This is a genomic window from Pseudomonas sp. CC11G (genome assembly GCF_056174845.1).
Map to the genome: position 1 here is coordinate 902,715 of NZ_JBWBZC010000001.1, position 13,237 is coordinate 915,951.

Consider the following 13,237-nt stretch of genomic DNA (forward strand, 5'->3'; position numbering starts at 1 on the left):
AGTGTAAAGCAATAAGCCAGTGCGGCGAAATGTTGCAGGCACTTGGCTAAATTTCTGCTAGTGGCGTGCGTTCTAGTCCGCGAAATCAGGCTTCCGGCAGGGTTTGCAGCAGCAGTCGCTGCACATTGCCGCCCATGATCGCGGCAATGTCTTCCTGGCTAAAGCCCGCCTTGAGCAGGCCCTCGGTCAATTGCGCCAAGCCCGTGCTGTCGAACGGCGCGTGAATGGTGCCGTTAAAGTCCGAACCCAACGCCACGTGTTCCACGCCCACCTTGTCGGCGGTGTAGCGGATGGCCTTCACAATCGCCGGAACCGTCGTCGCGCACACCGCGGTATCCCAGAAGCCAATGCCGATCACGCCACCAGTGGCGGCAATCTTCTCGATATGCGCATCGCTGAGGTTGCGCGTACCCGGGCAGGTGCCCTCGACGCCGGTGTGCGACACCAGTACCGGCCGCTTGGCCATCGCCAGCACATCGTCGATCAGCGGCCGTGAGGCGTGGGCCAGGTCCACCAACATGCCTTTCTCTTCCAACCGGGTAATCACCTGACGGCCCAGCGGCGTGAGCCCGCCCTTGACCAGGCCATGGGCCGAGCCGCCCACCTCGTTGTCGAAAAAGTGCGTGAGGCCGGCAATGCGGAAATCAGCGTCGTACAGGCGGTCGACGTTATCCAGCTTGCCCTCGATCACCTGCAACCCTTCGGTGGCCATGATGCCGGCGACGCGGTTCGGGTCTTTTTTCCACGCCTCTATAAAGGAAGCGAGATCGCCACGGGTTTTGATTACCACCAACTTGCCGTCGCTATTGGCCGCCGCCTCATGCAGCCGTTTGCTTTGGTACAGCGCGCGTTGCAGCAGGCTTTTCCAGGTAGCCGTCGGCCAGCGCTGGGCCATCACCAGCAGGGTGATGTTGTCGGTGTCGCTGCCATTGGTTTCGTAGTTGAGGTTTTTCGGGGTTTTGGTGACCGTGGAAAACACCTGCAACGCCACATGGCCTTCGATAAGCCGCGGCAAGTCGGAGTGGCCGTAATCGGCGCGTTTGAGAATGTCGCGCTGCCACAGCAACTCGTCGTTGTGCAGATCGGCGACAAACAAGGTTTTGTGCAGCGAGGTGGCCTGGTCATTGGCCGGGTAGGGCGCCGGGTTTTCCACACTGTTCATCGTGCGGTCCAGGTAAGTGGGCACATAGAAAAAAACGCCCAGGCCGACGGCCAGTAGCACCAATACCACTATCGAGAGTTTGCGCATGGGGAGCATCCGAGCTTTTTGTTGTTGTGGGCGGGACTGTAGCAAATCGCCAGGCACATGCGCCTACCCGTAGGAGCCAGCTTGCTGGCGAACCCTGCAAACACAGGTCGTGAATACCTTTTCCAGGATTCGCGACCAAGGTCGCTCCTACACAGGCGGGTGCTAGCCCTACATTCGTCGGAAACCCAACCAACGCCAAATCCGTCCGGTAGAATCCGCCGCCGTAGCGCCCCGAACCAGGCCGGCGCGGTAGTCACCCAGGGCCATTTCATCGGTCCTGAAGCAGAGGTTGTAGATGTCGTTGCAGGCGCTGTTTTCCCTCGCGTTGTCCCACCCCGCTCAATCCATCAATGCCCTGGCACTGTTCTTCGCCGTCGCCGGCAGCTGGCTGCTGATCGCCACCCGCATCCGCCAACGCCGCGCCATCGCCGGCCTGGTTGCCGAGAGCGAAGGCGCCGAAGCCGAGCTGTCCGGCGTGGATGCCTCCACCCAGCAGCTCAACCGCTTCTTCACCAGTTTCGGTTATGCGTGTTTGGCCATTGGCCTGATGGTGTCGTGGTTCAGTACACAATTTTAAGATCGCCGTTGGGCTTCGTTTCACTCAACCCAACCTACGCTGCGTAGGTTGGGTTGAGTGAAACGAAGCCCAACAAATCGAAAAGACAAAAAAGGCGGCACCCGAAACCGGGGCCGCCTTTTTTCATGCCTGGAACCGTTACAACGGCAACCCAGCCTTGATCCGATACTGGTTCCTTACCGGCGTCGCATACTGCACCACCAAAAACGGCCGCTGCTCAGCCGGGCAGCTGTCCAAACGCTTCTGCCACTCCTGCTGCGCCTGCGCCAACTCCTCGGCCGGGAACAGTTCGGTGGCATCCGGCACCTGCAACCTCGGGTCGCGATCGGCCCACTGCGCATACGCCAGGTAATGCGCCGGAAACAGTCGATAGCCGCTCAAAATCTGCCGGTCCATCTCCACCGCCAGCTGCTTGCTGTCCTCAAACCCATCCACCACCGGCGGAGCGAAGTTCAGGTGCACGCGGCCCTTGTAGCCAGTAATGCCCAGGCCAATGCTCTTGTCATCCTCACCAGCCGCCTTCTCATAGGTGCCGGTGGTGGCGCGAATAAACAGCTCACGCGCCTTGGCCTGGTCGCACGGGTCGTACTCATAACTGATCGACACCGGCACCAGATTCAGCCCGCCAACCACCGCGGCGAACGCCTCATCTTTGCGGCTCATGTGGAACATCTTCAAGATCGCCGAATCGGTACGGTCATCGCCGTCCTTGGCACGGCCCTCGGCCTGGGCAATCCAGATCGACTCGCCGTCGTTGCGAATCGAATGGTTGATATAGGCCGACAACAACTGAAACGCCGCCAACTTCTCGCGCCGCCCGGTGAGCGAGCGGTGCACGATAAAGCTCTTGTTCAAGCGCATCAGGTCGCTCACGAACGGCTTTTGCAGCAAGTTATCGCCAATGGCAATGCGCGGCGTCGGCAAGCCCGCGTGATACACCGCGTAATTCACAAAGGCCGGGTCCATCACGATATCGCGGTGGTTGGCCAAAAACAGATACGCCTTGCCCGCCTTCAAATGCTCCAGGCCGCTATACGTCACGCCATCGGTGGCGTGCTCGATGCTGCGGTCGACATACACCTCCACCTTGTCCTGCAACGCCGCCACCGAATTGATGGACGCGAATTGCGCACGCAGGCGATGGGCGATCAGCGGCTTCAACAGCCAGGAAAAATGCCGGGAAAGGCGAGGAAAACGGAAATGCGTAAGGATCTGCAAAAAGGCTGGATCCGCCAGCAGCCGCGCCAAAACGGCAGGGACCTCGGCATCAGCGTACGGTCGGATGGCATCGAATTCGCCCATCATGCTCTCTTGTTTTTTCCAGCGGTTACGGAGGGAAGTGCGCCGAGGAGGCCGTGTGCAAATTACTGCGTGGGCAGGCGGTCAGCAATAGACCGGAGATTATACGCGCAAGTCACAGGGTGGCTGTGAAGGGGGAGTGCGCGGACGCGGCGCTATCACCTGTATCCTCTCGCGCTTTCAAACGCCCACTCGACCGAGCGCTGTCCTCATGCCCGCCCCACATATTCGCCCGCTTGCCCTCTGTATCTTCCATCACAACGGCAAAATCCTGGTTAACCAGTTTCACGATGCGACCTCCGGCCAATCCTTCTTCCGCCCCATCGGCGGCGGCATCGAGTTCGGCGAGCCCAGCCGCGACGCGGTGGTGCGTGAGGTGCAGGAAGAGTTGGGGCTGGCGATCCACAACGTAGAGCTGATCGGCACGCTGGAAAGCATCTTCACCTATGCCGGCAAACCGGGGCACGAGATAGTGCAGGTTTATGACGCGCGCTTTGACGATGCCACCGTTTATGAGAAATCTTGGCTGGATGGCTGTGAGAGTGACGGCGCAGCTTTTCGGGCGGCGTGGTGTGACAGTTCGAGTTTTACGGAGGCGGCCCGGTTGGTGCCGGAAGGGCTTCTTGAACTGCTTAAGGCAACTGGCCGCTTGCAGTGATAGCCACGATGCAAATCCCGCCCTTTTTCCTACGGGCTATATTCGTTCCAACCGGCAATGAAAGTTGGGCCAATCCGCTGCGCTTGTAGTCGTATGTAGTAACTGCCAACCCGCCACAGGAGCGCCCTATGCTCGAAACCCAGTTCTACGATTGCCCTTACTGCGGCGAGCCCGCCGAGGCGGTGTTGGACCTTTCCGGCGGCGACCAGCAGTACATCGAAGATTGCCCGGTGTGTTGCCGGCCGATTGTGTTTGATCTGCGTACCGACGGCGATGGCTGGGAGTTGGATGTTCGTGCGGAGAATGACTGATGCAGCGCATTTATGAGCCACAGGATTTGATGGAAGCAGAGCTGCTTACCAGCATGCTGGCGAGCGAGGGCGTGGAGGCGCATGTTACCGGCGGGCTGTTGCTTGGCGCTGCCGGGGATTTACCGGCCATGGGCTTGCTGGGCCTGATGGTGCCCAATCAGCAGGCCGAGCACGCACGCAGCTTGATCGCCGCGTACAATGCCGCGCAGCCGCTGCCGGGCGATGAGCCCGAAGAATTCCAGGGCATCCTCTTATGCTGAACCCTTTTCAATGAGCCCCTCGCCCGATGTGTGGACGCTACGCCCTGTTTCGCTGGACGCCCGCCCTGGCGGCTACCCCTGGTTTTCCTGCCGGCCAACAGCCGGGCTGGAATATCGCGCCCACTAGCCAGGTGCTGATGCTGCGCAACGTCGAGGGCCAGCGCCATGCTGCCTTGGCGCGCTGGGGCCTGACGCCGCCCTGGCTCACTGATCTCTCCAAAACCCCTGCCCATGCCCGTGCCGAAACAGTGGCTGAACAGCCGATGTTTCGCGATGCCTTGCGCCTGCGCCGGGCCTTGTTGCCTGCCAATGGGTTTTACGAGTGGCGCGGTTCGGTGCGCAAGCGCCCGTACTGGATTACCCGCGAGGAATCGCCGCTGTATTTCGCGGCGGTGTGGGAGGCGTTTCCGGTGGAGGGGCATACGTACCTGAGCGTGGCGGTGATCACCCAACCAGCAAGTGGTTTGCGCCGGCCGCTGATTCTCGATGCCAGCGGCCAGGAAATCTGGCTGGCGGACGATACACCGTTGCCCAAGCTGCAAGAGCTGTTGTGCCAGCCCAACCCGGTGCTGCGCGAGCGGGCCTTGGCGCATTTTGTAAACGACCCGAAGGCTAACGGGCCGGAGTGTTTGACGCCGGCTTAAGGCTGTTCGGGGAACAGGGTTTTGTCGCTGAATTGCGCGAGCAAATGGTCGAACACCAGCCGCACTCTGGACGACACCGGCCCACGCTGCGGCCGGTAGATAAACAGGTCCCAGGCGGCAGGCGCCACGTCTTCCAGCACCGTTACCAACGCGCCGCTACGCAGGTGCGGCACCGCCAGGTAGCTCGGCACTTGCGCATAGGCCAGCCCGGCCAACACCACTTCCAACTCCGCTTCCGGGTCATCGCTGATAAAGGCGGCGGGCGCCGGCACCAACTGCTCGTTGTGGGCGAATAACCAGGGCCAGGGTTTGCCGCTGCGCCGGTCGATCAGGGCCGACAGCGGCCTTTCCTGCAGCTGCTCCAGGGTTTGCGGTACGCCGCCGTTGGCGACCAGCGCGGGGCTGGCGACCACATGCAGCGGCACCTTGGCCATTTGCCTGGCGATATAGCGGCGGTCGCGAATCATGCCGACGCGAATGCCGATATCGATCTGCGCGCTTACGGCATCGGTCATCTCATCTTCCAGGCGCAGTTCCACTTGCAGGCCTGGGTGTTCGCGCAGCAGCGGCACCAGGAGTTGCACGAGAAACCGCCGGCCGATGGCATGCGGCGCGGTGATGCCGACGCGGCCGCTGATGGCTTCTACTTGGTTGCGGGTGTTGCGCTGGAACAGTTGGTCGACGCTATCCAGGGTCTGCTGCGCTTGCGCCACCAGGCTTTGGCCGAAGGCGGTGATGTGCACTTGGCGGGTGCTGCGGTGGAAGAGGATTTCGCCGAACTGCTGTTCCAGTTCCTGAACGGCGCGGGTGACGCTTTGCGGGGAAATGCTCAGGCGCGTGGCGGCTTCGCGAAAGCTGTTGGCTTCGGCGGCGGCACAGAGAATTTTCAGCAGTTCCATGCGGTTAAGCATTGGCTGGAGCCTCGTTTGGTTTGTTCCAGTTTATGGAATAGCCAAATCCTATCTGTTCCATTTTCAGTTGCAAGGGGTCTCCCTATAGTTGCCCTCAACCGGCGCCGACTCCCTGGCCCGCTTCTTTGAGGATTGCAGCATGAGCAACAACATTTCTGGAAAGGTTGTGGTGATCACCGGCGCTAGCAGCGGCCTGGGCGAAGCGACGGCGCGCCACCTGGCGACACTGGGCGCAGCGGTGGTGCTGGGCGCGCGTCGTAAGGATCGTCTGGATAGCCTGGTCAGCGAAATCAACGCCGCCGGTGGCAAGGCCGTGGCCTATGCCACCGACGTGACCAACCGCAGCGAAGTTGAAGCCTTGATTCAGGGCGCGGTGGACAGCTTTGGCCGCGTGGATGTGCTGATCAACAACGCCGGGCTGATGTCCATCGCGCCGATGAGCGACCTCAAGGTGGACGAGTGGGACCGCATGATCGACATCAATATCAAAGGCCTGCTCTACGGCGTTGCCGCCGCCTTGCCGCGCTTTGAGCAGCAGAACAGCGGGCACTTTATCAACGTGGCCTCGGTGGCCGGCGTGAAGGTGTTCAGCCCGGGTGGCACCGTGTACAGCGGCACCAAGTTTGCCGTGCGGGCGATCAGCGATGGCCTGCGCCATGAAGTCGGCGGCGCGATTCGCACCACCGTAATTTCGCCAGGTGCGGTGGACACCGAACTCAAGCACGGCAGCTCGCACCAGGCCAGCAGCGACGGCTTGAACGAGTTCTACAAGATGGCGATTCCGGCTGAGTCGGTAGCCCGCGCCATTGCCTTTGCCATCGAGCAGCCGGCGGATGTGGATATCAGCGAAATTCTGCTGCGCCCAACCGTGCAGGATTTTTAAAGAACCGTAAATCAACTGTGGGAGAGGCTTCAGCCTCGATTGGCCGGGCCTGCAACCGATGCCTCTAGTCGGTATCGACGCATCAAAAGCATCGAGGCTGAAGCCTCTCCCACAGGAGACCTCTTAACCCTGCGGGAAAGGCTTTAGCCTCGACTTTTTGTATTAAGAACTGGCGTGGGTGTGCTCGAACGACATCAACAACGCCCACGGCGCATCGCAATTCCCCACGAATATCGGCTGCACCAACAACATGCGATTGCCGCTCTGTTGTTGCAGCGGCTTGCCGTCGCGTACGGCGTTGCGCAGTTCCATCGGCAACTCGCTGGCCGCACTGCCCAACCGTGCCGCATCGGGGTGAGTCACGTAGATCGCCTTGTTCGACAGCAGCGCGTAATGGCCGTGGCCAAACGGCGCGTGTTGGCCCAAACGCTCTTGCAGTTGGGCCAGGCTGTAGTCGGCACCGAGAATGCCGAGGAAGCGGCCGTTGTGTTGCATCGGGGTCATAAACGAGGTGATGAGAATGGTGCGGCCGGCGATGGGGTAGTCGTAAGGCTCCATAAATACATCGCGGTTTTTGCGCTTGGGCAGCACGTACCAATCGTCGTCGTAGTTCACCAGGCATTCGCGTTGCAGGCTGCCGGCACCACGGTTCCAGTAGGCCATGATGCGGCCGCTGGCGTCGTAGCCGGGAGCGCCTGCGAACTCGGCGTCGCGGTTGTCCAGCACGTTGGCTTCGCAGGCACAGGCGAAGGCCAGCAGGTCGGGATTTTGCGAAAGGTACTGGTGCATCACCGCGTCAATCTGTTCGCGCTCGGGGCCGAAGCCTTTGGCTTTCATGCCGAGAATAAAGTTCTTCAATCCGAACAGTGCCGTGGCCATGCCGGCGAACTGCGCTTGCAGTTGCAACGCTTCGTGGGCCAGCAGCACTTGCGCTTGTTCAAGCACGTTGGCGCGTTCGGCTTTCTCGACGTCGGCCAGGGCTTTGGCGCTTTCCTGGCGGATGGTGCTAACCACGGTGCCGATCTCGGCGGTGGCTTCGGCCGACTGGGTGGCCAGGCGCCGCACTTCATCGGCGACCACGGCAAACCCACGGCCTTGTTCACCGGCACGGGCAGCTTCGATGGCGGCGTTCAGGGCCACGAGGTTGGTGTGTTTGGCGATCTGGCGGATAACTTCGGAAACTTTGCTGATTTCGATCCAGCGTTGGTTGAGGCCAGCGATCAGCAGTTTTACCTGCGAGAGGGTGCTGTGGGTGCTGTCCTCGGTTTTAACGGCTGCGCGCAAAGGCGCAGGGGCGAGTGGCGCGTTCATGAGAGGTCCGTTAGCTTTTTGTAGGAGAGGCTTCAGCCTCGATGCTTTTCAGCTCAAAAGCATCGAGGCTGAAGCCTCTCCCACAGGTGCAGAAACAAAAACGCCCGGGGATTAGCCGGGCGTCAGTACCGTTTAAACCGCGTCGCCTACAGCGCCCTTGGGCGCATGTTTGCTACCGGCCAACTTCCACGCATCACCTGCCGGCGCAGTACCGACTTCGTAAGGTTTGCGCGCCACCATGTACACCAGGCCCAAGCCGATGACGATGGCGGTCGACAACGGCATGCCGTAGTTGACGTACCACGCGGCATCCGGGGAGCGCGGCCAGGCCATGTTGATAATGGCCAGTACGCCGTACACCAGCGCGCCGATGTTAACTGCCATGCCCCAGCCACCGAGGGTGAAGGCACCACTCGGTTTCCAGCCGCGCAGACGGGCAAACAGCGCGCCGCTGACGATCATCTGGAAGGCCAGGTAAATGCCGATGGCGGCAAAGCTCACGATGGTGGCGATGGCGTCTTGCAGCACAAAACCCAGGCAGATCACGATGGCCGGCAGCACGCCGCATACCAGCAGCGCGGTGGTCGGTACGTGGGTGGTCGGCGAGAGTTTTTTCAGCAGGCTGCTGCCGATGATCATCTCGTCACGGGCATACGAGTACAGCAGACGGCTGGCGGCCGCTTGCAGGCTCAGCACGCAGGAGATGAACGACACCATCACAATGCCCATTACCACTTTGGAACCGGTGACACCGAAGGCGTTGTTGAGGATGGTGGTTACCGGGTCTTTGTCGGTGCCGTTGATCACGGCGGTCATGTCCGGCACGGCCAGAATCAGCGCCAGGCAAGCGAACATTGCTGCTACACCACCGACGTAGATGGTCATGCGCATGGCCTTGGGAATGCTGCGGCTGGCGTTCGGGGTTTCTTCGGCCACATCGCCGCAGGCCTCAAAGCCGTAGTAGAGGAACATGCCCGCGAGCGAAGCGGTGAGGAAAGCCGGCATGTACGAGCCGTCGATGGCGATATCGAAGGTGTTGAACAGCACGCTGAACGGCTGATGACGTTCAAACACCAGCAGGTAGATACCCACCACCAACGCGCCCAGCAGTTCGCAGATAAAGCCGAACATGGCGATACGCGCCAGCACTTTGGTGCCGCTCAGGTTGACCACGGTGGCGATCAGGGTGAGCACCAGGGCGATGCCGATGTTGGTGTTGTTGCTTGGCTCAAAGCCCAGCATGGCCGCCATATACGGACCGGCGCCCACGGCAACGGCCGCGATGGTAACGACCAGTGCCCAGGCATATACCCAGCCCACCATCCACGCCCAGCGCTTGCCCACCAGGCGACGCGCCCATGGGTAAACACCGCCGGAAATCGGGAACTGCGATACCACTTCACCGAAGATCAGGCACACCAGCAACTGGCCCAGGCCAACCAGCAAGTAAGCCCAGAACATCGGTGGGCCACCGGCGGCCAGGCACAGGCCGAACAGGGTGTACACGCCCACTACCGGCGAGAGGTAGGTGAAGCCCAGGGCGAAGTTTTCGGTGACGCTCATGCTGCGTTTGAAGTTGGACGTATAGCCCAGCGCGCGTAATTGCTCCGCGTCGCTGTCGGCGATGTGATCGCTCATTTTTGAAGCTCCTCTAAGAGTGATGGCAGCTGTTTTGGTCTGCCCCGTAGGGGCTGTTTTTATTAAGTGCGCCGCAGCGAAAACAGCCGTGGCGCACTTGCCGCATCCCGGAAAAAGCCCGCAGTTCACCTCGCTGTCGTGCACGCAAACAGCGCCGGGGGAGGGTGAAATGGGTACCTACAACGTCACAGCCACCACCGTCATTCCGGCGTAGGCCGGAATCCAGAATCGAGAGTCGGACCACCCGATTCGTAGGGTCCGAAATTCTGGATCCCAGCCTGCGCTGGGATGACGGTGGTGGTGCGTTGAATCAGTGTTTAAACATCACATGCCGAACCGTGGTGTAGTCCTCCAGCCCGTACATCGACATGTCTTTGCCGTAGCCCGACAGCTTCTGCCCGCCGTGGGGCATTTCGCTTACCAGCATGAAATGGGTGTTCACCCAGGTGCAGCCGTATTGCAGGCGGGCGGAGAAGCGGTGGGCGCGGCCGACGTCGCTGGTCCAAACCGAAGAAGCCAGGCCGTAGTCCGAATCGTTGGCCCAGGCCAGTGCTTGGGCTTCGTCGTTGAACTCGGTCACCGATACCACCGGGCCGAAGATTTCACGGCGTACCACTTCGTCATCCTGCAGCGCGCCGGCCAATACGGTCGGCTCGAAGAAGAAGCCCGGGCCTTCGACTTTCTTGCCGCCGGTGAGCACTTTGATATGCGGGATGGCGCGAGCGCGTTCGACAAACCCGGCCACGCGGTCCAGGTGCTGCTGGGTAATTAGCGGGCCCAGCTCGGTGCCTTCGTCGTCCTGCAAGCCGTACTTGATGGTGCTCACGGCTTCGGCCAGCTTGGTGACGAATTTTTCGTAGATGCCTTTCTGCGCGTAGATACGGCAGGCGGCGGTGCAGTCCTGGCCGGCGTTGTAGAAGCCGAAGGTGCGGATGCCTTCCACGGCTGCGTCGATATCGGCGTCGTCGAAGATCACTACCGGCGCCTTACCACCCAGTTCCATGTGCATGCGTTTTACGGTGTCAGCCGTGCTGGCGATGATGTTGCTGCCGGTGGCGACGGAGCCGGTGAGCGACACCATGCGCACTTTCGGGTGGCCGGTGAGCGGCGCGCCCACGGTTGGGCCACGGCCGAATACCACGTTGAGCACGCCGGCCGGGAAAATATCGGCGGCCAGTTCAGCCAGGCGCAGGGCGCTCAGCGGGGTTTGCTCGGACGGCTTGAGCACCACGGTGTTGCCGGCGGCGAGCGCCGGGCCGAGTTTCCAGGCGGCCATCATCAGCGGGTAGTTCCACGGCGCGATGGAGGCGACCACGCCGACCGGGTCGCGGCGAATCATCGAGGTGTGGCCCGGCAGGTATTCACCGGCGGCCGAGCCACTCATCACGCGGCTAGCGCCGGCGAAGAAACGGAATACGTCGGCAATCGCTGGCAGCTCGTCGTTCAGTGCGGCGGAGTACGGTTTGCCGCAGTTTTGCGATTCCAGGCGCGCCAGTTCTTCGGCGTTGGCGTCGATCACGTCGGCGAGTTTGAGCAGCAGCAAGGAGCGGTCTTTCGGCGCGGTCTGCGACCAGCTGTCGAAGGCGGCATCGGCGGCGCGTACGGCGGCGTCCACCTGGGCTTCGCTGGCCTCAGTGATGGTGACCAGTTCGGTACCCAGCGAAGGGTTGAGCACAGCTTGGGCGGCGCCTTCACCGGCGACCAGTTGGCCGTTGATCAGCAGTTTGGTTTGCATGGATTGCTCCTCCTCTCTGGGGTTATTTATTTGCCGCCACTGCCGGCCACGCTTTCCCCACTCTTGGTGAGGTAGTACGCGCCGAGAATGGGCAGCATGGTGACCAGCATTACGAGCATGGCGACCACGTTGGTAACCGGCACATCACGCGGCCGGCTCAGTTGGTTAAGCAGCCACAGCGGCAAGGTGCGCTCGTGGCCGGCGGTAAAGGTGGTGACGATGATTTCGTCGAACGACAGGGCAAACGCCAGCATGCCGCCGGCCAGCAACGCCGAGCTGAGGTTGGGCAGGATGATGTAGCGGAAGGTCTGCCAACCGTCAGCGCCGAGGTCCATCGAGGCTTCGATCAGGCTGTGGGAAGTGCGGCGGAAACGGGCGATCACGTTGTTGTAAACGATCACCACACAGAAGGTGGCGTGGCCGATCACGATGGTGAAAATGCCCGGCTCGATACCCAGCGCTTTAAACGCCGTGAGCAACGCCAGACCGGTAACGATACCGGGCAGGGCGATGGGCAGAATCAGCATCAACGACACGCCTTCCTTGCCGAAGAAATCGCGGCGGTACAAGGCTGCTGCCGCCAGGGTGCCAAGCACCATGGCAATCAGCGTGGCCAGGCAGGCGATCTGCAAACTCAGCTTGATCGAGTCCAGTACATCCACGCGGCTGAAGGCGACGCTGAACCAGTGCAAGGTGAAGCCTTGCGGCGGAAAGCTGAACGCCGACTGCTCGGTGTTGAAGGCGTAGATAAAGATGATCAGGATCGGGAAGTGCAAGAACACCAACCCGCCCCAGGCCGCTAGTTTCAGGCCCCACGACGCTTTCTCAGAGTGCATCGAAAGCCCCAGACGTTTGACGATGGAGAGGTAGATGGCGATCAGCACGATCGGCACCAGGGTGAAGGCGGCGGCCATGGGCATATTGCCGATGGAGCCTTGCTGGGTATAAACCATGTTGCCGATAAACAGCCCGGGCGGGCCCACCAGCTGCGGCACGATAAAGTCGCCCAGGGTGAGGCTGAAGGTGAATATCGAACCGGCGGCAATGCCCGGCACCGACAGCGGCAGAATCACCTGCATAAAGGTTTGTGCAGGCTTGGCGCCGAGGTCGGCGGAGGCTTGCAGCAAGGACGGCGGCAGGCGTTCCAGGGAAGCCTGAATCGGCAGAATCATGAACGGCAGCCAGATGTACACGAACACAAAAAACCGGCCGAGCTGCGAGGTCGACAACGTGCTGCCGCCCACGCCGGGAATGCCGAGGATGAACTGCAACACCGGGGTCAGGTGCAGTTGCTCAACAAACCACTGCACCACGCCGCCTTTGGCCAGCAGCAACGTCCAGGCGTAGGCCTTGACGATGTAGCTCGCCCACATCGGCATCATCACCGCGATATAGAAAAACGCCTTGGTCTTGCCCGTGGTGTAGCGCGCCATGTAGTAGGCGATGGGGAAGGCCAGCGCGGCACTGGCCAGCGACACGACAATTGCCATGCCGAGGGTGCGCAGAATGATGTCGTAGTTGGCCGGCTCGAACAGGGCCAGCAGGTTCGCCCAGGTGAGGTCCGGCGTGGCGGCCATGGCCATTTCGTCGTAGGTGTACACGCCCTGCCAGAGGAAAGTCAGCAGCGGGGCGAAATAGATCACGCCAAACCACAACAGCGGCGGCACCAAGAGCATTGCCAGGTACAGGTTGGGTTTGCGGTACAGCAAAGACGACAGGCGATGCATTGGGCCGCCGGAGTGGATGGACAAGGCGGTCATC

At 61.2% G+C, this 13,237-nt stretch carries 12 protein-coding genes and 2 pseudogenes; 6 read left to right on the forward strand and 8 right to left on the reverse strand.

What is annotated here, in order from left to right:
- Positions 1-85 precede the first annotated feature (85 nt).
- A complete protein-coding gene (locus tag AC0V2S_RS04235; RefSeq protein WP_475508635.1) occupies positions 86-1,249 on the reverse strand; it encodes a dipeptidase in 1,164 nt (387 codons plus the stop codon).
- A gap of 295 nt (positions 1,250-1,544) precedes the next feature.
- Between AC0V2S_RS04235 and AC0V2S_RS04240 the strand changes: the two genes are divergently transcribed.
- Positions 1,545-1,826, forward strand: a complete 282-nt coding sequence (locus tag AC0V2S_RS04240; protein WP_475508636.1) for a hypothetical protein — start codon at positions 1,545-1,547, stop codon at positions 1,824-1,826.
- 138 nt (positions 1,827-1,964) lie between these two features.
- Here AC0V2S_RS04240 and AC0V2S_RS04245 read toward each other — a convergent pair whose 3' ends face one another.
- A complete protein-coding gene (locus AC0V2S_RS04245) occupies positions 1,965-3,128 on the reverse strand; it encodes a 1-acyl-sn-glycerol-3-phosphate acyltransferase (RefSeq protein ID WP_475508637.1) in 1,164 nt (387 codons plus the stop codon).
- 208 nt (positions 3,129-3,336) lie between these two features.
- On the opposite strand from AC0V2S_RS04245, the gene AC0V2S_RS04250 reads away from it, so the two are divergent.
- The 4 genes from AC0V2S_RS04250 (at position 3,337) to AC0V2S_RS04265 (ending at position 4,998) form a co-directional block, all read left to right on the forward strand.
- On the forward strand, positions 3,337-3,783 hold the full coding sequence (locus tag AC0V2S_RS04250) for an NUDIX hydrolase (RefSeq protein WP_475508638.1): 447 nt from the start codon (positions 3,337-3,339) through the stop codon (positions 3,781-3,783).
- 128 nt (positions 3,784-3,911) lie between these two features.
- Positions 3,912-4,094, forward strand: a complete 183-nt coding sequence (locus tag AC0V2S_RS04255) for a CPXCG motif-containing cysteine-rich protein (protein ID WP_122452527.1) — start codon at positions 3,912-3,914, stop codon at positions 4,092-4,094.
- Complete coding sequence (locus AC0V2S_RS04260; RefSeq protein WP_475508639.1) at positions 4,094-4,354, forward strand: putative signal transducing protein; 261 nt, start codon at positions 4,094-4,096, stop codon at positions 4,352-4,354. The genes AC0V2S_RS04255 and AC0V2S_RS04260 overlap by 1 nt, the downstream gene beginning before the upstream one ends.
- Before the next feature lie 26 nt (positions 4,355-4,380).
- On the forward strand, positions 4,381-4,998 hold the full coding sequence (locus AC0V2S_RS04265; protein WP_475508640.1) for an SOS response-associated peptidase: 618 nt from the start codon (positions 4,381-4,383) through the stop codon (positions 4,996-4,998).
- Here the strand turns inward: AC0V2S_RS04265 and AC0V2S_RS04270 are convergent.
- A complete protein-coding gene (locus tag AC0V2S_RS04270; protein ID WP_475508641.1) occupies positions 4,995-5,909 on the reverse strand; it encodes a LysR family transcriptional regulator in 915 nt (304 codons plus the stop codon). The genes AC0V2S_RS04265 and AC0V2S_RS04270 overlap by 4 nt on opposite strands.
- A 139-nt stretch (positions 5,910-6,048) precedes the next feature.
- On the opposite strand from AC0V2S_RS04270, the gene AC0V2S_RS04275 reads away from it, so the two are divergent.
- Positions 6,049-6,792 carry an SDR family oxidoreductase gene (locus tag AC0V2S_RS04275; protein ID WP_475508642.1) on the forward strand — a complete coding sequence of 248 codons (744 nt, stop codon included), beginning with the start codon at positions 6,049-6,051 and terminating at the stop codon, positions 6,790-6,792.
- Between the two features lie 951 nt (positions 6,793-7,743).
- Here AC0V2S_RS04275 and AC0V2S_RS04280 read toward each other — a convergent pair.
- The 5 genes and pseudogenes from AC0V2S_RS04280 to AC0V2S_RS04300 form a co-directional block, all read right to left on the reverse strand.
- Positions 7,744-8,013: pseudogene (locus tag AC0V2S_RS04280) on the reverse strand (methyl-accepting chemotaxis protein); the annotation flags it as partial.
- Positions 8,014-8,235: 222 nt separating this feature from the next.
- Positions 8,236-9,741, reverse strand: coding sequence for an APC family permease (locus AC0V2S_RS04285; protein WP_475508643.1), 1,506 nt, complete (start codon positions 9,739-9,741; stop codon positions 8,236-8,238).
- Positions 9,742-10,051: 310 nt separating this feature from the next.
- Positions 10,052-11,476, reverse strand: coding sequence for a gamma-aminobutyraldehyde dehydrogenase (locus AC0V2S_RS04290; RefSeq protein ID WP_475508644.1), 1,425 nt, complete (start codon positions 11,474-11,476; stop codon positions 10,052-10,054).
- A gap of 26 nt (positions 11,477-11,502) precedes the next feature.
- Positions 11,503-12,312 (reverse strand): ABC transporter permease, encoded by an 810-nt coding sequence (locus AC0V2S_RS04295; RefSeq protein ID WP_475508645.1) that lies wholly within the window; start codon positions 12,310-12,312, stop codon positions 11,503-11,505.
- A pseudogene (locus AC0V2S_RS04300) lies at positions 12,302-13,236 on the reverse strand (ABC transporter permease). Before AC0V2S_RS04300 ends, AC0V2S_RS04295 begins: the two are co-directional and overlap by 11 nt.
- Position 13,237 lies beyond the last annotated feature (1 nt).